The 22479-nt window shown below is 72.0% G+C and carries 17 protein-coding genes and 2 pseudogenes; 9 read left to right on the top strand and 10 right to left on the bottom strand.

From position 1 onward, the window contains the following. Nucleotides 1–5 precede the first annotated feature (5 nt). The 3 genes and pseudogenes from nirD to OG485_RS15665 form a co-directional block, all read right to left on the bottom strand. Complete coding sequence (gene nirD, locus OG485_RS15675) at nt 6–368, bottom strand: nitrite reductase small subunit NirD (protein WP_328668918.1); 363 nt, start codon at nt 366–368, stop codon at nt 6–8. After that, entirely contained in the window at nt 365–2983 is a 2619-nt protein-coding gene (nirB, locus tag OG485_RS15670) for a nitrite reductase large subunit NirB (RefSeq protein ID WP_328668917.1), read from the bottom strand. Before nirB ends, nirD begins: the two co-directional genes overlap by 4 nt. Next, a pseudogene (locus OG485_RS15665) lies at nt 2983–3440 on the bottom strand (NAD(P)/FAD-dependent oxidoreductase); the annotation flags it as partial. The gene nirB and the pseudogene OG485_RS15665, both read right to left, overlap by 1 nt. Before the next feature lie 346 nt (nt 3441–3786). Here OG485_RS15665 and OG485_RS15660 point away from each other — a divergent pair. Further along, nucleotides 3787–4569: a sulfite exporter TauE/SafE family protein gene (locus OG485_RS15660; protein WP_328668916.1), complete on the top strand. Its 783-nt coding sequence runs from the start codon at nt 3787–3789 to the stop codon at nt 4567–4569. A 169-nt stretch (nt 4570–4738) separates the two neighbouring features. On the opposite strand, the gene OG485_RS15655 is transcribed toward OG485_RS15660, so the two are convergent. From OG485_RS15655 to OG485_RS15645, 3 genes are all read right to left on the bottom strand, one after another. Further along, nucleotides 4739–5362, bottom strand: a complete 624-nt coding sequence (locus OG485_RS15655) for a class F sortase (protein ID WP_328668915.1) — start codon at nt 5360–5362, stop codon at nt 4739–4741. Between the two features lie 166 nt (nt 5363–5528). After that, entirely contained in the window at nt 5529–6047 is a 519-nt protein-coding gene (locus tag OG485_RS15650; protein ID WP_326787963.1) for a hypothetical protein, read from the bottom strand. A 713-nt stretch (nt 6048–6760) separates the two neighbouring features. Further along, on the bottom strand, nt 6761–8404 hold the full coding sequence (locus OG485_RS15645; protein ID WP_328668914.1) for a M4 family metallopeptidase: 1644 nt from the start codon (nt 8402–8404) through the stop codon (nt 6761–6763). Nucleotides 8405–8579: 175 nt separating this feature from the next. Here OG485_RS15645 and cutA point away from each other — a divergent pair, with 175 nt between their 5' ends. From cutA to OG485_RS15630, 3 genes are all read left to right on the top strand, one after another. Then, a complete protein-coding gene (cutA, locus tag OG485_RS15640; RefSeq protein WP_328668913.1) occupies nt 8580–8906 on the top strand; it encodes a divalent-cation tolerance protein CutA in 327 nt (108 codons plus the stop codon). Next, nucleotides 8903–9382 (top strand): gamma-glutamylcyclotransferase family protein, encoded by a 480-nt coding sequence (locus tag OG485_RS15635; protein WP_328668912.1) that lies wholly within the window; start codon nt 8903–8905, stop codon nt 9380–9382. The genes cutA and OG485_RS15635 overlap by 4 nt, the downstream gene beginning before the upstream one ends. 260 nt (nt 9383–9642) lie before the next feature. Then, on the top strand, nt 9643–9834 hold the full coding sequence (locus OG485_RS15630; protein ID WP_328668911.1) for a twin-arginine translocation signal domain-containing protein: 192 nt from the start codon (nt 9643–9645) through the stop codon (nt 9832–9834). A gap of 93 nt (nt 9835–9927) precedes the next feature. Here the strand turns inward: OG485_RS15630 and OG485_RS15625 are convergent. Both OG485_RS15625 and OG485_RS15620 read right to left on the bottom strand, forming a co-directional pair. Continuing rightward, nucleotides 9928–10104: pseudogene (locus OG485_RS15625) on the bottom strand (molybdopterin-dependent oxidoreductase); the annotation flags it as partial. After that, entirely contained in the window at nt 10105–10818 is a 714-nt protein-coding gene (locus OG485_RS15620; RefSeq protein ID WP_328674477.1) for a SanA/YdcF family protein, read from the bottom strand. 283 nt (nt 10819–11101) lie between these two features. Here OG485_RS15620 and OG485_RS15615 point away from each other — a divergent pair, with 283 nt between their 5' ends. The 5 genes from OG485_RS15615 to OG485_RS15595 all read left to right on the top strand — a co-directional run bounded on the left by OG485_RS15615 (nt 11102) and on the right by OG485_RS15595 (nt 18488). Beyond that, complete coding sequence (locus tag OG485_RS15615; protein WP_328668910.1) at nt 11102–12022, top strand: sirohydrochlorin chelatase; 921 nt, start codon at nt 11102–11104, stop codon at nt 12020–12022. A gap of 82 nt (nt 12023–12104) precedes the next feature. Next, nucleotides 12105–13547, top strand: a complete 1443-nt coding sequence (locus tag OG485_RS15610; RefSeq protein WP_328668909.1) for a deoxyguanosinetriphosphate triphosphohydrolase — start codon at nt 12105–12107, stop codon at nt 13545–13547. 93 nt (nt 13548–13640) lie between these two features. Beyond that, the gene (locus tag OG485_RS15605; protein WP_328668908.1) at nt 13641–14906 is read left to right on the top strand and encodes an NAD(P)/FAD-dependent oxidoreductase; all 1266 of its coding nucleotides are present in this window, start codon (nt 13641–13643) and stop codon (nt 14904–14906) included. Between the two features lie 146 nt (nt 14907–15052). After that, nucleotides 15053–16957, top strand: a complete 1905-nt coding sequence (gene dnaG, locus OG485_RS15600) for a DNA primase (protein WP_328668907.1) — start codon at nt 15053–15055, stop codon at nt 16955–16957. A gap of 226 nt (nt 16958–17183) precedes the next feature. Then, nucleotides 17184–18488 (top strand): RNA polymerase sigma factor, encoded by a 1305-nt coding sequence (locus tag OG485_RS15595; protein WP_328668906.1) that lies wholly within the window; start codon nt 17184–17186, stop codon nt 18486–18488. Between the two features lie 236 nt (nt 18489–18724). Here the strand turns inward: OG485_RS15595 and OG485_RS15590 are convergent, their stop codons facing one another. Continuing rightward, a complete protein-coding gene (locus tag OG485_RS15590; protein WP_328668905.1) occupies nt 18725–20653 on the bottom strand; it encodes an ABC transporter ATP-binding protein in 1929 nt (642 codons plus the stop codon). Beyond that, entirely contained in the window at nt 20653–22386 is a 1734-nt protein-coding gene (locus OG485_RS15585; protein WP_328668904.1) for an ABC transporter ATP-binding protein, read from the bottom strand. Before OG485_RS15585 ends, OG485_RS15590 begins: the two co-directional genes overlap by 1 nt. Nucleotides 22387–22479: the final 93 nt, after the last annotated feature.

Below are 22479 nucleotides of genomic sequence, written 5' to 3'. Positions count from 1 at the left end.
CCGGGTCAGGCGGCCCGCACCTCGTACGTCGCCACCCGTACCTCGTCGTCGTCCAGGCACCGCCCGGACTCCAGGTCGAAGCGCTGCTTGAGCAGCGGCGAGGCGACGAACGGGCGGCCCCGGTGGGTTCCGGTCAGCCCGCGGGAGAGCACCGCGGCCCCGCTGAACGGATCACGGTTGTCGATCGCGTACGTCCGTCCCGCGCGGTCGGTGAACAGGGCGACCTGGCGGCCGTCCGGGAGGAGGGCGGCGACGCCCCGCCCGGGGGTCAGCAGGGACAGCTCGCAGACCGTGAACCAGTCGTCCTCCAACAGGAGCTGGAGCGTGAGGGCCGTCGTCGGCCGGGTCGTCTCGGGTGCCAGGGTCATCGCTGGGCACTTCCTTCCAGGGCTTCCAGGGGGCGGTGTCCGATGGTCAGCAGCGGCAGGTCGGGCTTGATCTGGTCGCGCTCGGGAACGAAGCCGACGACCGGGTCCGGGGTGTCGGGGGCGTTCACGAACGACACGAACCGGCCCAGCTTCTCCGGGTCGTTGATGGTCTCGGCCCACTCGTCCCGGTAGTTCGCGACATGCGCGGTCATCAGCGACTCCAGCTCCTCGCAGATGCCGAGTGAGTCCTCCACGACCACCTCGCGGACGTGGTCGAGGCCGCCGGGAATCCGCTCCAGCCAGGTCGAGGTGCGCTCCAGGCGGTCCGCGGTGCGGATGTAGAACATCAGGAAGCGGTCGATCAGACGGATCAGTTCGGCGTCCGACAGGTCCTGGGCCAGCAGGTCCGCGTGGCGCGGGGTCGCGCCGCCGTTGCCGCCGACGTAGAGGTTCCAGCCGCTGGAGGTGGCGATGATGCCGAAGTCCTTGGACTGGGCCTCGGCGCACTCGCGGGCGCACCCGGAGACCGCCGACTTGAGCTTGTGCGGGGACCGCAGACCCCGGTAGCGCAGCTCCAGGTCGATCGCCATCCGCACCGAGTCCTGCACTCCGTACCGGCACCAGGTCTGCCCGACGCAGGACTTCACCGTCCGCAGCGACTTGCCGTACGCGTGCCCGGACTCGAAGCCGGCGTCGACCAGCCGGGCCCAGATCAGCGGGAGTTGTTCCACCCGAGCGCCGAACAGGTCGATGCGCTGACCGCCGGTGATCTTCGTGTAGAGCCCGAAGTCCCGTGCCACCTCGCCGATCACGATGAGCTTCTCGGGAGTGATCTCGCCGCCGGGGATGCGCGGCACGATCGAGTACGAGCCGTTCTTCTGGAGGTTGGCGAGGAAGTGGTCGTTGGTGTCCTGGAGCCCGGCCTGTTCGCCGTCCAGGACGTAGCCGTCGGCGCCGATCGTGGGCGCGAGCGAGGCGATGATCGAGCCGACGGCGGGCTTGCACACCTCGCAGCCGTCACCGCCCCGGGCGTCCTCGCGGCCGTACCGGTCCAGCAGCGTCCGGTACGAGGCGATCCTGAGCGCCAGGACGATCTCGTACAGCTCCTCGCGGGTCTGCCCGAAGCAGCCGCACAGGCCCTTGTCGACCTCGACGCCGCTCGCCTCCAGCTCGGCGGTGACCAGCTGGCCCAGCACCTTGACGCAACTGCCGCAGCCCGTACCGGCCTTGGTGCACTTCTTGACCTCTGGCACGGTGGTGCAGGAGTGCTCGGTCACCGCGCCGCGGATCGTGCCCTTGGTGACGTTGTGGCAGGAGCAGACGACCGCCTGGTCCGGCAGCGCGGACGGGCCGAGCTGCACGGGGGCGCCTGCCCCCGCCGGCAGGACCAGGGACTCCGGGGAGACCGGCGGGACCGAGCCGGTGAAGGCGCGCAGCGTTCCGTACGCCTCCGCGTCGCCGATCAGGATGCCGCCGAGCAGTGTGCCGTCCCGGCCGATGACCAGCTTCTTGTACAGGCCCGCGCGGGAGTCGGAGTAGACGACGTCCAGGCAGTCCTCGGTGGTGCCGTGGGCGTCGCCGAAGGACGCCACGTCGACGCCGAGCAGCTTGAGCTTGGTGGACAGGTCCGCGCCGGTGAACGCCCTCTCGTCCTCGGCGATGGTCGCCGCGGCCGTCTCCGCCTGCTCGTAGCCGGGCGCCACCAGGCCGTACACCCGGCCGTCCGCCGCCAGCGCGCACTCGCCGATCGCGAACACCTGAGGGTCGGTGACCGTACGGCACTGTTCGTCGACGGTGATGCCGCCGCGCTCGCCGACCGTCAGACCGCAGTCACGGGCCAGTTGGTCGCGGGGGCGGACACCGGCGGAGAACACCACCAGGTCGGTGGCGAGTTCGGAACCGTCGGACAGCTTCATGCCGGTGACCGCGCCGTCCTCGCCGACCACGATCGCCTGTGTGCCCACGCCCGTGTGGACGGACAGGCCCATGTCCTCGATCGTGCGCAGGAGCGCGGCCCCGCCGCCCTCGTCGACCTGCACCGGCATCAGACGGGGCGCGAACTCCACGATGTGGCTGGTGAGTCCGAGGCCCTTGAGCGCACCCGCGGCCTCCAGGCCCAGCAGACCGCCGCCGACGACGGCTCCGGTCGTCGCCCGCGACCTCGCGTACTGCTCGATGGCGAGCAGGTCGTCGATCGTGCGGTAGACGAAGCAGCCCTCGGCGTCCTTGCCGGGGACCGGCGGAACGAAGGGGAAGGAGCCGGTGGCCAGAACGAGGGTGTCGTAGCCGACCGTCAGACCGGACCTGGCCGTCACGGTGCGCGCGGCCCGGTCGACCGAATCGGCCGGGTCGCCGACGTGCAGCTCGATGCCGTGCCCGCGGATGAACTCCATGTCGGTCAGGGAGAGGTCCTCGGGGGTCTTCCCGGAGAAGTACGAGGTGAGGGCGACGCGGTCGTAGGCGGGGCGCGGCTCCTCGCACAGCACGACCACGCGGTGTGTGGCGGTCAGACCGCGTTCGGCGAGCGCTTCGAGGAAGCGCTGGCCGACCATACCGTGGCCGACGAGCACGATCGTGGGGCGGGGCCGGCCCCCGTCGGTAGCGGTCGTGGACATCAGGAGCCTCCATCGTTGGTGAGCAGGTGGAGCAGGGGGCGCCGTCCGCGGGGAGCGGCTCGGCTCCCTCCCGGGCGCGGGCGAGCGCGCCGACGGTGCCGAGTTCGCCGACGAGAACCCCGCCGACCGGGCGGTCGTCGCGGCCGACGACCTTGCGGTAGGTGCCACGGGTGGTGTCCGTGAGCTGGACGACGTCGTCGCCCGGGCGTGGTTCGGTCTCGCCGAACGCGGCCAGGTCGAAGGGGGCGAGACCGGAGGGGGTGAGTCCGGAGGGTGTGCGTCCGGTGGGGGCGTCCCGTCCGGTCAGGGTGAGCCGGGTCAGGGAACGGGTGCCGGAGGAGCGGGCGTTCGCGTCCCCCGCCAGCAATTCGGCCGGCAGGTCCGCCTGTTCGAGGGCGGGGGCGGCGAGACCGTAGACCGTGCCGTCGTGCTGGGCGCAGTCGCCGAGGGCGCGGATGTCACCGAGCCGCCGGGCGAGCCGGACGCCCGCGAGGCCGGCGCCGATCACCACCACACGCGTATTCGAGGTCATGACCACACCGTGCGGTGCCGGTGTTACCCGGTGGCATCACCTCTGTTTCCCGGGGGGAACGCTGCCCTCAGCCGGGGCGGGGCTGCGGTGTGAGGGCGCGGGGGAGGGTACGGAGCGAGGTGTCGGGCCAGGTGTGTCGGGCCAGGTGTCGAGCGAGGTGTCGGGGGAGCGGGCCGGCGGACGTGGTGATCCGCCGCGCGAACCTCTGGAATCGCTCAAGTTTCACGGGGTCCGTGCATCGCGCATCCACCCGCCCCTTAGGGTCGCGATCATGCCCGACATATCGCTGACCATGCTTCTTGTGCTCTGTGCCGCCGCTCTGGCCGCAGGCTGGATCGACGCGGTGGTCGGCGGCGGAGGGCTGCTCCTGCTGCCCGCCATGCTGCTCGGACTGCCCGCCGGCACCTCGGCGGCGTACGCGCTCGGCACGAACAAGGCGGTCGCGATCGTCGGCACCACGGGCGCCGCGGTGACGTACGCGCGCAAGACAACCGTGGACGTGCGGCTGGCCGTACGGATCGGCCTCGCGGCCCTCGCCGGTTCGACCGGGGGCGCGTTCGTCGCGGCCGGGCTGAGCACCGACGTGCTCAAGCCGGTCGTCATGATCGTGCTGCTCGCCGTCGGTACCTTCGTGATCCTGCGGCCCGCCTTCGGCACGGCGCCGCCGACCACCCCGGTCAGCGCGCGCCGCGTCCTCGCCGCGATCGGCCTGGCGGGCCTCGGCATCGGCTTCTACGACGGGCTCATCGGCCCCGGCACGGGCACGTTCCTCGTACTCGCCCTCACCGCGCTGCTCCACCTCGACCTGGTGACGGCCTCCGCCACCGCCAAGATCGTCAACTGCTGCACCAACCTGGGCGCCCTCGCGACCTTCGCCTGGAAGGGCACGGTGTTCTGGGAACTGGCCGCCCTGATGGCGGTGTTCAATCTGGCGGGCGGCATGGTGGGGGCGCGGACCGCGCTCAAGCAGGGCAGCGGGTTCGTCCGGGCGGTCCTGCTGACGGTGGTGTTCGCGCTGGTGGCGAACATGGCGTATCAGCAGTGGCTCGCCTGAACCCGGAACCTCGGCAGTCGTCAGTGGCCCGTCCGAACCCGGCCTCGGCAGTCGTCAGTGGACTGCCTGAGCCCTCGGCGGTAGTCCGTGGCCCGCCCTGGACCGCAGGCGGCGGCCCGCGGCCTGCGATCCGCCCGCCCCCCGGCGACGCTTCGCGGCTCGCCCCGGGCTACCGGCTGCTGCCGGTGAGATGGGCGAAGACGACCACGTTCCCCTGGTAGCCCGTCGTGGGCGAGTAGCCGCCGCCACAGGTGATGACCCGCAGCTCGGGCCGGCGCGCGGCGCCGTACACCTTCGCGTCGGGGAAGGAGCGGGAGTCGTACACCTCGACGGCGTCGACGGTGAAGACGGCCGTTCTGCCGTCGAGCCGGCCCACCTCGACCTTGCTGCCCGTGCGGAGCGAGCCCAGGTCGTAGAAGACGGCGGGGCCTTCCGCGTTGTCGACGTGCCCGGCCACGATCGCGGTGCCGCGTTCACCGGGGCTGGTCCCGGCCTCGTACCAGCCCGCCAGGTTCTTCTTCCGCGCGGGCGGCACGTCCAGGCTGCCCCGCGGGGTGAGGCCGAGGCCGATCAGGGGGGCGTCCACGCCGATCGCGGGGATGCGGATGCGGTCCGGCGGGGAGTGGGGCATCGCGGGGCCGGTGGACCGCGCTCTGTCTCCGGCGGTCGCCGACTGCGCCGCGGACGGCTGGGGAGGCGGGTGCGCCTCGGCGCCGCTGCCCAGCAGCCAGGCACCCGAGCACAGGGCGACGACCGTGACCGACGCTATGACGGCATTGCTGACCCGGCGCACGCGAGCCTCCTCACGGGTTCCCTTCCGGGGTGGGACCGGCCGGCGCCCGCGACGGCCGTGGGGTGTTCGACGATGCCGGTCCCTTCCCCCTCCGGGCCGCGAGGGGCGTCGGGCCACGGAGGGGGAGGGACGGCGGTACCGGCGGACGGACAGCGGAGGGTGTCCGTCAGATCCCGTCGCCTCTCGCCCGGCGATGCAGGAGCCAGGTACCGCCCGCGGCGGCGACGGCCAGTGCCGCCACTCCCGCCGCGGTCTGAACGGGGTCGGGGCCCAGCGCGCCGCCGACACCCGTGTCCACATGCCCGCGCGGCTGGACCTGCTCGCGCGTGGCGGCGAGGGTCACCAGGAGGTCGCCGGTGACGCGCCGGCCGTGGGAGCACGTCGCGACGATCTCGTACGTTCCCGGCTGCGCGCTCGGCGGCACCTGGAACTGGCCGATCGCGTCGTGCTCGTGCGCGCTGGCGGCGAGCGTGAAGGAACCGCCGCCCACCGCGCCCGCGTCCCCGCTCGCGGTGCCGTCCGAGCCGCACGCGGCCGTGTTGACGGTGACGTCCTCGCCGGGGACGACGCTGGAGGGGAACACCTCCAGACTTCCGGTGTCCCCGCCGTACACGGGCGCGGCGGCCAGCCCCGCGACGGCGACGGCGAGCGCGGTACCGGTCAGCAGACGGGCGGTACGTCGCATCGTGCCAGCTCCTCCGAGGGGGCACGGCCCGCGGCACCCCCAAGTGCCGCAGCGTCGGTCGCACCCCTGCCCTTCCGAGGTAAGTGGCACATGACCGCGGCCGCTCTCTGATGGAGCGTCAGAAATGATGTGAACGGGTGTCAGGCGGGACGCCGGGTGGGGCGGGAGCCCCGGCATTCCGGCAGGTCACCGGTGTGAACCTGGTTTACCGCGCACGGGAATCCGAAGGAGCCGGGGCGCGGGTGTGAATGGGTGACCCGGGGCTTGTCCGCCGGGTGCCCGGGGCCGTCCGCAGAGGGCGTGGGCTCGCTCGCCGGGGAGTCCGAGTTCGCCCGCCGGAAGTACGGGCCTGTCCGCCAGGAGGCGGGATCGTCCGTCGGCGGCGGCCCGGACCGGCCCGCGGGTACCCCCGGCCCGGCGGCCCGCAGGTGCCCTCGGCCCGGCGGCATGCTCGTCGGCCCGCCCGCCGGCCGAGGGGGCGGTCTTCCCCGAGGGCCGGACGAAACGCCCGCTCGAACACGTTTCCACCGTCACCGCGAAGACGGGTGTGGATGTGAGTGCGCACCGGTCGGTGCGGGAGGACTATCGGCCGCCGGGGGCGGACATGCTCCCAGGGAGCCGTGGGCAGGCGAACCTGACGGCGCCTGCCCACGGCGACCGGGGAGCTCCGGACTCTTCGTGACTCTTCGCGGCCGGAGGGCGTCCGGCGCGGGTCAGCCCACGGAGACCGCCGACCAGGCCGCCGCCACGGCGGCGTACTCGGCGCTGCCCGCTCCGTAGAGGTCCTTGGCCGCGTTCAGCGTGGCGGTGCGCGCGCCCGCGTACTTCGTCGACGAGGTCATGTAGACCGTCAGCGCGCGGTACCAGATCTTGCCCACCTTGTCGTGCCCGATGCCCGACACCGTGGAGCCGTTGCAGGTGGGGGAGTCGTAGCCGACGCCGTTGACGGTCTTCGCCCCGCTGCCCTCCGAGAGGAGGTAGGCGAAGTGGTTGGCGACGCCGGAGGAGTAGTGGACGTCCAGGTTGCCGACCGAACTGCTCCAGCAGTCGGCCGAGTTGCCGTCCTTGGAGGGCTTGTCCATGAAGCGGAGGGCGGGCTTGCCGAAGCCGGAGCGGACGATCTCCTCGCCGATCAGGTAGTCACCGGCGTCCGAGGAGTTGTTCGCGTACCACTCCACCATCGTTCCGAAGATGTCGGACGTCGCCTCGTTCAGGCCGCCGGACTCGCCCGAGTACGTCAGCGCGGCCGTCTTCGAGGTGACGCCGTGCGACATCTCGTGCCCGGCGACGTCCAGCGCGACGAGCGGCCCGAACGTCGAGCCGTCCCCGTCCCCGTACGTCATGCAGAAGCAACTGTCGTCCCAGAAGGCGTTGTTGTAGTTGTTGCCGTAGTGCACGCGGTTGTACGAGCCCTTGCCGTCGCCCGCGATGCCGTTCCGCCCGTGGACGTTCTTGTAGTAGTCCCAGGTCTCGTTCGTGCCGTACTGCGCGTCCACCGCGGCGGAGGAGCGGTCCGAAGTCGCGCCCGTGCCCCAGTGGTTGTCGGCGTCGGTGAAGAGCGTCGCGGGCGCCCTGCTGATGCAGATCCCGAAGATGCACAGGTCCGTCTTGTTCGCCGCGTCGCCCGTGTACGTGTTCCCGCGCGTCGGGTCCTTCAGCTGATACGTCGATCCGGACTGCGTCGTCTCCAGCGGGACCGTGCCGCCGTAGAGCGAGTTGCCGTCGCCCGTCGCCGTCTCGACGCTGTCCCACGCGTCGATCCGCGCGCCGGTGCGGGCGTCGGTCAGCACCGTGCGCGCGACCGGGTTGCCGAGCCGGTCCTGGCCCACGGCGTCGGTGCGCCAGGTCAGCCGGGGAGTTCCGTGCAGGGCGTCGACGATCAGCCGCGGTCTCGCCGTCACCTTCTTCAGCGCCTCACCGGGGTTGGCGGCGCGCAGCGCGTTCACCGCCAGGCCGGCCGCCTTCGCGCCGGAGAGTTCCGGGGTGACGTCGGCCAGCGAAATGGCCTTGCCCGTCGCGCGGTTCGCGCCTCGGTACGAACCGTCCGGAGCCAGGTGGACCACGAAGTCGCCGCCCAGTACGGGCAGTTCGCGGTAGGTCCGGTCGTAGCGCACGTGCTGGGTGCCGTCCTTGTCGACGACGACGTCCCGGACGGTGGTGTGCTGAGCCGCGGTGAGACCCAGGTCCGCGGCGTGGGCCGCCAGTACCGAGGCCGCGTTCTCGACGGCGGTCGCCCGGGTCGGCCCGCTGTCGGCGTTCGCGGCCGGGGCGAGCGCGGCGGCCAGCAGGGTGGCCGCGGTCACGGCGGCGCCTGCGGTGGCGAGAGAGGAACCTCGGATGTGCCGTATTCGACTCATCGGTCTCCTTGGAAAGGTGCCTTGGGGAGGGCGTGTGGGGGGTGGGGCCCGTGGGGGAGGCGCTGGGAGCTGCATCCGATTTAAAGGTGCATGACATGTCATGTCCATAGCGCCTGCCTGGTGCGTGCGGGATGCGGCGAGAATCGTTTCCGTACCCTCACGAATGGAGGCGATCATGGAACTGCCGGCCTGCCTGGCCGTCCTGACCACGACGGACGCGGCGGAGAAGGCCGAGGCGCTGGCCCGGGGCGCGGTGGCGGCGCGGGTCGCGGCCTGTGCCCAGATCTCGGGGCCGGTCATCTCCGTCTACCGCTGGGAGGGCGCCGTGGAGACGGCCTCCGAATGGCGGATCCAGTTCAAGACGACCGCGGCGCGCTACCCGGCGCTGGAGGCGTATCTCCTGGACGCCCACGATTACGACACACCCGAGATCATCGCGACCCCGGTCGTGGCGGGAAGCCCGGACTATCTGCGCTGGCTGGAGGAGGAGACGGCCCCTTGAGCCCGGTCGGCCCCCGTGGCGAAGCGGAGTTGCCCTTCTTCGTCTACGGCACCCTGCGGCCCGGCGAGCACAACCACGACCTGTTCCTGCGCGGCCGTACCCGCTCCGAGGAGCCCGGGCGGATGCGCGGGCTCGCGCTGTACGCGGGGCCCGGATACCCGTACGCCGTCGACGAACCCGGTGGCGCGGTGTGCGGCGAGATCGTGACCGCCCGGCCGGAGGCCTACGAGCAACTGCTGGAGGAGCTGGACGAGTTGGAGGAGTACGTGCCGGGCGACGCGCGCAGCCTGTACGAACGCGTCGCACGCGACGCCGTGCGGGCTGACGGCGTCACGGTCGTGCGGGCCTGGGTGTACGTCGCCGGGCCCGCGGTCGCGGCCCGCCTGCGGTCCGGCGGCAAGCTGATCGAGGACGGGGACTGGCGCGGGGACGGGGGCGGGGGCGGGGGAGACGGTTCGGCGGGCGGGGCCGGCTGAAGCGCGCCCGTGCGGCGGGGGAGCGGGCGGGATGTGCCGGCCGTGCCCCGGCGCGCGTGGGCGGGGGGAGAGAGGTCCGGGGTGTTCCCGTCCGTGCCCGGCGCGCCTGTGCGCCTGTGCGGGGCCGGGGTGCGCCCGCTGTTCCCCGGGTGCACCCGTGCGGGGCCGGGGTGTGCTTGCTCTTCCCCGGGTGCACCCGTGCGGGTGGCCGTTCCGTGCGCCCCCGGAGCTGTGGCCCGTCCCGCCCCTAGGGTGCGGCCATGGCCGACCGCGACTTGACCCGACGACGTCTCCTCGCGCTCAGCGGGGCGGCCGTCGGCGCCACCCTGGGCATCGGACTCAGCTCCTGCTCGACGCAGGCTCCCAAGCCGGGCAAGCACCCCGGCTCGGGTTCGACGGAAGCACCCGGGACCGCCGGGAAGTCCGGTCCGGAAGGCCCGAGCGCCCGCTGACAGGCCCGAGCGGCGGAGCGCCCACCCCGGGAGCGGCGCCCGATGGCGATGTCCCCCGCGCCCGCCATGCCCGTTGGCCTGCCCGGTGAGACAGCCGAGGACGTAGGCCTTCTCGTCCATCAGTCCGCCGCCGAACACCCCGCAGGCGTCCGGCCCGTGGTCCGCGCGCGTGCGGGCCAGGCCCCCGGCGATTCGGGACAGGGCCTCGTCCCAGCCCGCGGGCCTGAGGACGTCCCCGGTGCGCACGAGCGGCGAGGCGAGCCGCGCTCGTCAGCGGGCCGCCGCCAGAGCGCGGGTCACCCCGTGCTCCTTCGGGCCGAGGAAGTGCGGATCCGGCTCGAACACCGCGTCCAGCGCGGCCTTGCCCGCCGCGAAGATCTCCCGGGTGTTGCCGTAGTACCAGGTGGTGTCGTGCTTGGCGGCCACGCCGATGCCGTACGAGCGCACCCCCGCCGCCCGGCACAGGGCGAGAGCCCGGCGGATGTGGAAGTCCTGGCTGATCAGGACGGCCTCGTGGACACCGAAGATCTTCCGGGCACGGACGCAGGAGTCCCAGGTGTCGAAGCCGGCGTAGTCGCTGACGATCCGCCGGCCGGGCACCCCGTGCGCGGTGAGATAGGCGCGCATCGCGTCGGGCTCGTCGTAGTCCTCGCGGCTGTTGTCGCCGGTGACCAGGACGGCCTCGATCCGTCCGGCCCGGTACAGCTTCGCGGCGGCGTCCAGGCGGTGGGCGAGATACGGGGACGGCTCGCCGTCCCACAGGCCCGCGCCGAACACGATCGCGACCTCGGTGCGCGGGGCGTCCGCCGTCGTCCGCAGCCGGTCGCCCGTCGACACGTACAGCCAGGTCGCCGGGAGCAGCGCCAGTACGCACAGGAGCATCAGCGCCTGCACGGCCCGCCGTTGCCCCCTGCGCGTACGCGGCAGGCGCGGCAGACGGGGCCTGCGGAAGCTCGGGCGCTTCGGGCGCGGCAGACGCGGCATGATCGATGTCCCCCAGGTGTCGTCACTCGCGACGGCGCGCGGGCCCGTGTCCCCGGGAGGGCCGGCGCCGGATTCCGCGCCGGGTCCCGCGTGCCCGTTCAGCAGATGAAGACGCATCGTAGGACCCTTCGGTTCGCCCGGATGTCCCGGCCTGGGCTTTCCGGCAGGAGAGAGCCGCAGGTGGGAACCCTCACAGCGCGCCGCCGCCGTTCGGTGGACCGCTGGAAAACGTCCGACATACCCACGCAACGGCCCGGCAACTTCCTCCCGCCAGGATCGACGTATGACGGCCTCGAACCCCTCTCGCGACGCGTTCTCCCACGGCCTCGGCGGCCCGCCGCCCCGCGGCGCCGACCTCGAAGGCCACCTCGGCAACGCGGCGCAGCTCCTGAACCGGATCGCCGGCCAGCTCGGCAGCCGCCTCGCTCTCGTCTCGCCCGACGGCACCCGCCGGCCGCCGCCGCCCGCCCTCGTCCTGGTCGCCCACGGCAGCCGTGACCCACGCGCGCTCGCCACCGTACGCACCCTGATGGAACGCGTCCGCGAGCTGCGCCCGCACCTGCCCGTGCACCTCGGCCACATCGAGCTCAACGAGCCCCTCCTCGCTGACACGCTCGCCTCCCTGGCCGGCCGGCAGGACACCGTCCTCGTACCGCTGCTGCTCGGCCGCGGCTACCACGTCCGGCGCGACATCCCCGAGACCGCCGCCGCCGTCCCCGGCTTGAACGCCCGTGTCGCCGGCCCGCTCGGTCCGCACCCGCTGCTCGTGGAGACGCTCTACGCCCGCCTCGTGGAGGCCGGATGGCGCACCCGGATGAGCGACGCGGCCCGCCGCGCGAGCGCCGTCGTCCTCGCGTCCGCCGGATCCCGTGCCCCGGACTCGGCCGCCGACACGCGCCGCACCGCCCAGCTCCTCGCCGAACGCCTCGGCGTCCCGGTCGTCCCGGCCTACGCCTCCGCCGCCGCGCCCACCGTCCCCGCCGCCGTGCGCGCGCTGGCCGCCCGGGGCCGCCACCGGATCGCCGTCGCCTCGTACTTCACCGCCCCCGGCCGTTTCGCCACCCAGTGTGCCGAGCAGGCCCCCTGGATCTGCGCCCGGCCGCTGGGCGACCACCCGGCGATGGCCCGCCTCGTCCTGCACCGCTACGACCAGGTCGTAGCGGCCCCCGAGCCCTCCCCGGAGCGCACCCTGGTCCCGGCCTGAACCCGGCGCTTCTCCCCGCGCCCGGCACCGCGCCGACGTCGCCGCCGCCCCGATTGTCACCGCCTGCGTCTAGGGTCGGTGCATGGAAGGCATGGCACCGAGGACCGAAGACACCGCACGACAGGCACCCGAAGACACCGCATCACAGGCCCACGAGAACCACACGGCCCACGACGAGTACGACCTGTCGGCCGTGGAGCGCTGGGCCGCCGAGCCCGACAAACGACCGGGCCGCACCGCCTTCCAGCGCGACCGCGCACGCGTGCTGCACTCCGCGGCCCTGCGCCGCCTCGCGGGCAAGACCCAGGTCGTCACGCCCGGAACCCTTCCCCAGGTGCTCGGCGCCGCCGGATCCGGCGGCGCGCCCATCCAGGTGTGGGACGCCAGTCCGCGCACCCGGCTGACCCACTCCCTGGAGTGCGCCCAGGTGGGCCGCGAGCTGGGCGCCGCCCTGGGCTGCGACCCGGACCTGGTCGAGGCGGCCTGCCTCTCGCACGACCTGGGACACCCTCCCTTCGGACACAACGGCGAACAGGCCCTCAACGAATTCGCCGAGGACTGCGGCGGATTCGAGGGCAACGCCCAGTCGCTGCGCCTGCTCACCCGGATCGAGCCCAAGCGCTTCGTGCGCAGCCGCATGGTCACCTCGGCCTTCGCCGGCGCGGGCGACGACCTCGTCAGCGTCGGCCTCAACCTCACCCGCGCCGCCCTCGACGCCGCCACCAAGTACCCGTGGCCGAGAGGCGCCCGTCCCGCCGATCCGAAGTCGCCGAAATTCGGGGTCTACGAGGACGACCGGCCGGTGTTCGACTGGATCCGCAAGGGCGCGCCCGGCACCCGTACGTGCTTCGAGGCCCAGGTGATGGACTGGGCCGACGACGTCGCGTACTCGGTGCACGACGTCGAGGACGGCCTGCACGCGGGCCACATCGACCCCGCCAGCCTGTACGCCGGACCGGAACGCCGGGAGATCTTCGCCGTGGCCGTCGGGCGGTACGTGCCCGGGGACACCGATCCCGCCGAGCTGGCCGAGGCCCTCGACCGGCTCCTCGGCCAGGAGTGGTGGCCGCACGGGTACGACGGATCGGCCGTCGCGCAGGCCCGTCTGAAGGACGCCACCAGCCAGCTCATCGGCCGTTTCTGCCTGGCCGCGGAGGGCGCCACCCGTGCCCGGTACGGCAGCGGACGCCTCACCCGGTACGCGGCGGAACTCGTCGTCCCGCGGGCCGCGAGGCTGGAGTGCGCCGTCCTCAAGGCGGTCGCCGACCGGTACGTGATGCAGCGCGCCGAACAGGAGCTGCTCCGCGCCGACCAGCGGGTCGTCGTCGCCGAACTGGCCGAGGCGCTCACCGCCCGCGCCCCCGAGGTGCTGGATCCGCAGTTCCGGGCGCTGTTCGACCAGGCGGCCGACGACCGTGCCCGCAAGCGCGTGATCGTGGACCAGATCGCATCGCTCACCGATGCCTCGGCGCGTTCCCTGCACCTCAGACTCACCACGCGTTCCCATGGGGGCGGACAAGTGTGACCCTGCGTGGCCTGATCGGGCCACTACCCCTTCCCGCATCACGCTCCGTGCGGGAGGCTCGCATATGGCGACATCCTTACGAGGAGGCATCAAGTGGTCGACGCGGATCAGACATTCGTCATCGTCGGAGGAGGCCTGGCAGGCGCCAAGGCGGCCGAGACGCTCCGAGCGGAGGGCTTCACCGGCCGCGTGATACTGATCTGCGACGAGCGCGACCACCCCTACGAACGTCCGCCGCTGTCCAAGGGCTACCTCCTCGGCAAGGAGGGACGCGACAGCGTCTTCGTGCACGAACCCGCGTGGTACGCGCAGAACGACATCGAGCTGCACCTCGGCCAGACCGTCGACGCGATCGACCGCGCGGCCAAGACCGTCCGCTTCGGTGACGACGGCACCCTCGTCCACTACGACAAACTGCTCATCGTGACCGGCGCCGAGCCGCGCCGCCTCGACATCCCGGGCACCGGCCTCGCCGGCGTCCACCACCTGCGCCGCCTCGCCCACGCCGAGCGCCTCAAGGGCGTCCTCGCCGCGCTCGGCCGGGACAACGGCCACCTCGTCATCGCCGGAGCCGGCTGGATCGGCCTGGAGGTCGCCGCCGCGGCCCGCGAGTACGGCGCGGAGGTCACCGTCGTCGAACCCGCGCCGACCCCGCTGCACAACGTGCTCGGCCCCGAGCTGGGGGAGCTCTTCACCGAACTGCACCGCGAGCACGGGGTGCGTTTCCACTTCGGCGTCCAGCTCACCGAGATCGTCGGGCAGGACGGCATGGTCCTGGCCGCCCGCACCGACGACGGAGAGGAGCACCCCGCCCACGACGTCCTCGCGGCCATCGGGGCCGCCCCGCGCACCGGCCTCGCCGAGGCCGCCGGCCTGGAGATGGCCGACCGCGCGCACGGCGGCGGCATCGCCGTCGACGAGCAGCTGCGGACCTCCGACCCGGACGTGTACGCCGCCGGAGACGTCGCCTCCTTCCACCACGGCCTCTTCGACACCCGGCTGCGCGTCGAGCACTGGGCCAACGCCCTCAACGGCGGACCGGCCGCCGCCCGCTCGATGCTGGGCCGCGGGGCGGTGTACGACCGCGTGCCCTACTTCTTCTCCGACCAGTACGACCTGGGCCTGGAGTACTCGGGCTGGGCACCCCCGGGGACGTACGACCAGGTGGTGATCCGCGGCGACGCGGCCAAGCGGGAGTTCATCGCCTTCTGGGTGAAGGACGGCAGACTGCTCGCCGGGATGAACGTGAACGTGTGGGACGTCACCGATCCGATCCAGCGGCTCATCCGCTCCCGGTCCCAGGTGGACACCGAGGCGCTGGCCGACCCGCACGTCCCGCTGGAGAGCCTGGCCCCGTGACGCCGCCGGACGGCTCCGCGAGGGCCGCGCCGGCCGGCTCGCCGACCGTCCGCCGTGCCGGGATTTCCGGGGGTGCGCCCCGGACCCCGGCACGGTGGCCGTCCACCTGCCCCGGGAGTGTCGGCGCGGCCCCGTAGAATCACCACGTGGCAGGCAGGATCAATGACGAGGACGTGAAGGCTGTTCGGGACGCGGTCCCGATCGACGCCGTGGTGTCCGAGTACCTCCAGCTGCGCAACGCGGGCGGCGGAAACCTCAAGGGCCTCTGTCCCTTCCACGACGAGAAGTCACCGTCGTTCCAGGTCAGCCCCAGCAAGGGCCTCTTCCACTGCTTCGGCTGCCAGGAGGGCGGCGACACCATCACGTTCGTGATGAAGGTCGACCACCTCACCTTCTCCGAGTCGGTCGAGCGCCTCGCCGGCCAGGCCGGCATCACCCTGCGCTACGAGGAGGGCGGGTACAACCCCGCCCACCAGCGCGGCGAGCGCATCCGCCTGGTCGAGGCGCACAAGGCCGCCGCGCAGTTCTACACCGCGCAGCTCGACACCAGCGCCGAGGCCGACACGGGCCGCGCCTTCCTCGCCGAGCGCGGCTTCGACCAGGCCGCCGCCGCCCACTTCGGCGTCGGCTACAGCCCCCAGGGCTGGGACCACCTCACCCGCCATCTGCGCGGCAAGGGCTTCACCGACAAGGAGCTGGTCCTCTCCGGCCTCGCCCAGGAGGGCCGCCGCGGCCCCATCGACCGCTTCCGCGGCCGTCTCATGTGGCCGATCCGCGACATCGGCGGCGAGGTCGTCGGCTTCGGCGCCCGCAAGCTGTACGAGTCGGACAACGGCCCGAAGTACCTGAACACGCCCGACACCGCGATCTACCGCAAGTCCCAGGTCCTGTACGGCATCGACCTCGCCAAGAAGGACATCGCCAAGAGCAGCCGGGCGGTCGTCGTCGAGGGCTACACCGACGTCATGGCCTGCCACCTGGCCGGGATCACCACCGCCATCGCGACCTGCGGCACGGCGTTCGGCGGCGACCACATCAAGATCCTCCGCCGTCTCCTGATGGACAACGGCTCGGCCCGGGTGATCTTCACCTTCGACGGCGACGCGGCCGGCCAGAAGGCCGCCCTGCGCGCCTTCGAGGACGACCAGAAGTTCGCCGCCGAGACCTACATCGCCATCGCGCCCGACGGCATGGACCCGTGTGAACTGCGTCTGGCCAAGGGCGACGAGGCCGTCGTCGACCTGGTCGAACCCCGCACCCCGCTCTTCGAGTTCGCACTGCGTCAGATCGTCCTGCGCTACGACCTGGAGACCCCCGCCGGACGCGCGGCCGCGCTCGACGAGGCCGCCCCGGTCGTCGCCCGCATCAAGAACAGCGGCGCACAGCACGAGGTCGCCGTGCAGCTCGCCGGCATGCTCGGCATCCTCGACACCCAGTTCGTCGTCAAGAGGGTTGCCCAGCTCGCCCGTTGGGCCCGCGACCGAGGCGGCATGGGACCGGCCCCGGCCGGCGGCCGCCCCCAGCAGACCTACACCGCGATCCAGGCGCCCACCGGCGGCGGCCCGGCTCTCACCCTGCGCAACCCCGTCTTCGCCACCGAGCGCGAGCTGCTCAAACTCGCCCTCCAGCGGCCGGAGTTGGTCGCCCCGGCGTTCGACGCCTACGGCATGGACGAGTTCACCGCCCCGCCGTACGCGGCCGTGCGCCAGGCTGTCATGGACGCGGGCGGCACCGAGTACGGCGTCCAGGACCCCCAGGAGTATCTGATCCGGGTCCGCGACGCCGCCCCGGACGACGCGGTGCGCGCGATGGTCACCGAGCTGGCCGTCGAGGCGATCCTGCGCAAGACCGTCGACGAGACGTACGCGGGCGACCAGCTCGTCATGGTCCGCCGCCGCGCCGTCGACCGCCGCATCCGGGACGTCCAGGGCTCCCTGTCCCGCCTCAGCGCGGGTGGCGACCCGGCCCGACTGGCCGCCGTACAGAACGAGTTGTGGGTGCTCCAGCAGTACGGTCAGGCACTGCGCGAGCAGGGCGCCGAAGCCCTCTGAGGCCGCACTACGGGCCTTCGGGGATGGTCCGGGAGTGGCCCGGCGGGGCGTGACGGGCGGCCGGAGCGGCCGGCGCACATGCCAATCCCGCATCCCCTTTGAAGGTTTCGTCTCCGCTGAGCTGCGCACTCGTCCTGGACAGTAACCACGCGGTCACGGACCGGACGCAAAAAGTCACCGCACGCCCCTCGTGGCGGCGATGTGTCGTACTCCACACTGGGTTCCGGTGCCTGAGTCCTCGGAGCGCGGCCGACCCGCACGCGACGGGTTCCCGATCCCCGCGGTTCCGCCAAACGACTGCGGGATGGACAGCGGCGAGGCCGTCGACCCCATCCCCGACGTACCGCTGCCGCACGTCTCAGCAGCGACATTCCTGGAGGTCGCCCCCGTGCAGACCCAGACCCTCGCCCAGACCGACAACGCCACCGACACGGACGCGGACCCCGACGTCGTCGGGGCGGTCCCCGCGCAGCGGCGTGCCGCGCACCATCCCGAGGGCGGCCCGGAAAGCCCTCCCGAGGCCCTCGGAGAGGCTCCGGAGGCGGAGGCCGAGGTGGAGGTGGAGACCGAGGCCCCCGAACCCGTGGAACCGGCCCGGAGCCGCGCCGCCGACACCGGTGGCCCCTCGTCCGACCTGTTCCGCCAGTACCTGCGGGAGATCGGCCGGATTCCGCTGCTCACGGCGGCCGAGGAGGTCGACCTCGCCCGCCGCGTCGAGGCCGGGCTGTTCGCCGAGGAGAAGCTCCGGCTCGCCCCCGACCTGGACAGCCAGCTCGCCCTGGACCTCGACAAGATCGTCGTCATGGGCCGGATGGCCAAGCGCCGGCTCATCGAGGCGAACCTGCGGCTCGTCGTGTCCGTGGCCAAGCGGTACGTGGGCCGCGGCCTGACCATGCTCGACCTGGTCCAGGAGGGCAACCTCGGCCTGATCAGGGCCGTCGAGAAGTTCGACTACGCCCGCGGCTACAAGTTCTCCACGTACGCCACCTGGTGGATCCGGCAGGCCATGTCGCGCGCGCTCGCCGACCAGGCGCGCACCATCCGCGTCCCCGTGCATGTGGTCGAGCTGATCAACCGGGTGGTCCGCGTCCAGCGGCGGATGCTCCAGGAACGCGGCTACGAGCCCACGCCCGAAGAGGTCGCGGCGCAGCTCGACCTGCCCGGCGAACGGGTGAGCGAAGTCCTGCGGCTGGCCCAGGAGCCGGTGTCCCTGCACGCCCCCGTGGGCGAGGAGGACGACGTGGCCCTCGGTGACCTCATCGAGGACGGTGACGCGACCTCTCCGGTGGAGTCCGCCGCGTTCCTCCTGCTCCGGCAGCATCTGGAAGCGGTGCTCTCGACCCTCGGGGAGCGGGAGCGCAAGGTCGTCCAGCTTCGGTACGGGCTGGCGGACGGGCGTCCGCGCACGCTGGAGGAGATCGGCCGCATCTTCGGTGTCACGCGCGAGCGCATCCGGCAGATCGAGTCCAAGACCCTCAACAAGCTGAGGGACCACGCTTTCGCGGACCAGTTGCGGGGCTATCTGGACTGAGACCGAGGGGGCTCGCCGGGCAACGGCTTTCTTCGCCCCCTCCGCCCCTTCCCGTCCCGTCTCGGGGGCGCTGCCCCCGGACCCCCGCTCCTCAAACGCCGGAGGGGCTGGGTTTTCCGGGAGGGCGCTGCCCCCGGACCCCCGCTCCTCAAACGCCGGAGGGGCTGATTTTCTCGCCGGAAGGGTGATTTCCAGCGGGGGTCCAGGAGGTGGTCACCTCAGCGGGATGCGGTGGGTCAGTCGACCTCGGCCACCGCCTGGGCGAACTGGGCCTGGTAGAGGCGGGCGTAGGCGCCGCCGGACTCCAGCAGGTCCGCGTGGGCGCCCTGTTCCACGATGGACCCGTCCTCCATCACGAGGATCGTGTCCGCGTCCCGGATGGTCGACAGACGGTGGGCGATCACGAACGACGTCCGCCCGTGCGCCAGCTTCGCCATCGCCTTCTGGATCAGCACCTCGGTGCGGGTGTCGACGGAGCTGGTCGCCTCGTCGAGCACCAGGATCACCGGGTCCGACAGGAACGCACGGGCGATGGTGATCAGCTGCTTCTCGCCCGCGCTGACCCCCGATCCCTCGTCGTCGATCACCGTGTCGTAGCCCAGGGGCAGCGTGCGGATGAACCGGTCGGCGTGCGCCGCGCGCGCCGCCTCCTCGATCTCCCCGCGGGTGACGTCCCGCGAGGCCCCGTACGCGATGTTGTCGGCGATCGTGCCCCCGAACAGCCAGGTGTCCTGGAGCACCATGCCTATCCCGGACCTCAGTTCGTCCCGGGACATGGAGGTCACATCGATCCCGTCGAGGGTGATCCGGCCGCCCGTGACGTCGTAGAACCGCATGAGCAGGTTCACCAGCGTCGTCTTGCCTGCGCCGGTCGGGCCGACGATGGCCACCGTGTGGCCCGGCTCCACCTTCAGCGAGAGGTCCTCGATGAGCGGCTTCTCCGGGTCGTACCGGAAGGACACGTTCTCCAGCGCCACGCGCCCGCGCAGTTCCTCGGGTCGGGCCGACACCGTCGGGTCCGACTCCTGCTCGTCCGCGTCCAGGACCTCGAAGACCCGCTCCGCCGACGCGACACCCGACTGCACCAGGTTCGCCATCGACGCGACCTGCGTCAGCGGCATCGAGAACTGGCGGGAGTACTGGATGAAGGCCTGCACGTCACCGATCGACAGCGAGCCCGAGGCCACCCGCAGACCGCCGACGACGGCCACCAGCACGTAGTTCAGGTTCGACACGAACATCATCAGCGGCTGCATGACGCCGCTGTTGAACTGTGCCCGGAAACCGGCTTCGTACAGCTTCTCGTTCTGCTCGGCGAACTGCGCCGCGGACTCGTCCGCCCGCCCGAACACCTTCACCAGGTTGTGGCCGGTGTACATCTCCTCGATGTGGGCGTTGAGCTTGCCGGTGGTGCGCCACTGCTGCACGAAGTGCGGCTGCGAGCGCTTGCCGATCCGGGTGGCCACGACGAACGACAGCGGCACCGTGACCAGCGCGACGAGCGCGAGCAGCGGCGACACCCAGAACATCATCGCGAGCACGCCCACGATGGTCAGCAGCGAGTTGACGAGCTGGCCCATCGACTGCTGGAGCGTCTGCTGGATGTTGTCCATGTCGTTCGTCGCGCGGCTGAGCACCTCACCGCGCTGGCGCTTGTCGAAGTACGACAGCGGCAGCCGCGACAGCTTCGCCTGGAGGTCCTCGCGCATGCGGTAGACCGTCTTGTTGACGGCCCGGTTCACGAGCCGCGTGGCCACCGCCATCAGCAGGCCTGCCAGCAGGAACGTGCCGAGCGCGAACAGCAGGACGTGCCCGACGGCGGTGAAGTCGATGCCCTGGCCGGGGGTGAAGTCCGTCCCCGAGAGCATGTCGGCGACGCCGCCCTTGCCGCTCGCGCGCAGCGAGTCGAGAGCCTGGGCCTTCGTGGTTCCGGCGGGCATCTGGCGGCCGACGATCCCCGAGAAGACCAGGTCGGTGGCCCTGCCGAGGATCTTCGGCCCGACCACCGAGAGCCCGACGCTCAGCACGACGGCGACGAGCATCACGTACAGCGTGGCCCGCTCGGGCTTGAAGTGGGTGAGGAGCCGTCGGCCCGACACCTTGAAATCCATCGAGCGCTGGTCAGGGCCGCCCCCGGCCATCATGCGCCCCATCGGCCCGGCCATCAGGCGGCCTCCGCTTCCGTCAGCTGCGAGAGCACGATCTCGCGGTAGGTCTCGTTGTCCGCCATGAGTTCGTGGTGGCGTCCGGTGCCGACGACCCGGCCCTCGTCGAGGACCACGATCCGGTCGGCCTCCCTGATGGTCGACACCCGCTGGGCCACGATCACCACGGTCGCCTCGGCGGTCTCCTCGGTGAGCGCCGCGCGCAGCGCCGCGTCGGTCGCGTAGTCGAGGGCCGAGAAGGAGTCGTCGAACAGGTAGATCTCGGGGCGCTGCACGAGGGTGCGGGCGATCGCCAGGCGCTGGCGCTGGCCGCCGGACACGTTCGTGCCGCCCTGCGCGATCGGCGAGTCCAGCCCGTTCTCGAGCTGTTCCACGAAGCCCTTGGCCTGCGCCACCTCCAGCGCGTGCCACAGCTCCTCGTCGGTCGCCTCCGGGTTGCCGTACCGCAGGTTCGTGGCGACCGTCCCCGCGAACAGGTAGGGCTTCTGCGGGACCAGTCCGACCGTCCTGGCCAGCAGCTTCGGGTCGATCGTCGCGACGTCCACGCCGTCGACGAGCACCTGTCCGTCGGTGGCGTCGAACAGGCGGGGGATCATGCCGAGCAGCGTCGACTTGCCGCTGCCCGTCGAACCGATGACCGCGGTGACCTCACCGGGCCGCGCGACCAGGTCGACGGACCTCAGGACCGGCTCCTCGGCGCCCGGGTAGCGGAAGCCGGCCTCGCGGATCTCCAGGTGGCCGTGCCGGCGCAGCTCCAGGACGGGCGCGACGGGCGGGACCACACTGCTCTCGGTGTCCAGGACCTCCTGGATGCGCTCCGCGCAGACCTCCGCGCGCGGCACCATCATGAACATGAAGGTGGCCATCATCACGGACATCACGATCTGCATCAGGTAGGCCAGGAACGCGGTCAGATCGCCGATCTGCATCTCGCCGCTGTCGATGCGGTGAGCGCCGAACCAGACGACCGCGATGGACGACAGGTTCACCACCGTCATGACGATCGGGAACATCAGGGCCAGCATCCGGCCGGTGGCCAGCGACGTCTCCGTGAGCTCGGTGTTGGCGCCCTTGAAGCGGTCCTTCTCGTAGCCGTCGCGCACGAACGCGCGGATCACGCGGTTGCCGGTGATCTGCTCGCGCAGCACCCGGTTCACGGTGTCCAGGCGCACCTGCATGGTGCGGAACAGCGGGCGCAGCCTGCGCACGATGAGCGTCACGCAGATGCCGAGCGTCGGCACCACGGCGACGAGCACCGCGGACAGCGGCACGTCCAGGCCGAGGGCCAGGATGATGCCGCCCACACACATGATCGGCGCCGACACCAGCAGGGTGAACGTCATCAGCGCGAGCATCTGCACCTGCTGGACGTCGTTGGTGGTGCGGGTGATCAGCGACGGCGCGCCGAAGTGGCCCACCTCACGTGCGGAGAACGACTGCACGCGGTCGAAGACGGCGCCCCGGATGTCCCGGCCCACCGCGGACGCCGTACGGGCTCCGTAGTAGACGGCCCCGATGTTGCAGACGACCTGGGTCAGCGAGATGCCGATCATCAGGGCGCCGAAGGTCAGGATGTAACCCGTGTCACCCTTCACGACACCGTTGTCGATGATGTGCGCGTTGAGGGTGGGCAGGTAGAGGGTGGCGCAGGTCTGCAGGAACTGCAGCAGCACCAGCAGGGCGATGGGTTTCTTGTACGGACTGAGGTGGGTCCGCAGGAGTCGTATGAGCACGCGGGGTCTCTCGGAATCGTGGACGGCGGGGGTGACCGACGGGCTGTGCATGGTGCACGCACCACCCCCTATCGTCTGACACTCCCCCCGCGT

The sequence above is a fragment of the Streptomyces sp. NBC_00328 genome (assembly GCF_036139655.1).
In the GTDB taxonomy this organism is placed as follows: Bacteria; Actinomycetota; Actinomycetes; order Streptomycetales; family Streptomycetaceae; genus Streptomyces.
Note: the sequence above shows the minus strand (reverse complement) of the source record. Positions and strands in the feature narration are given on the sequence as shown.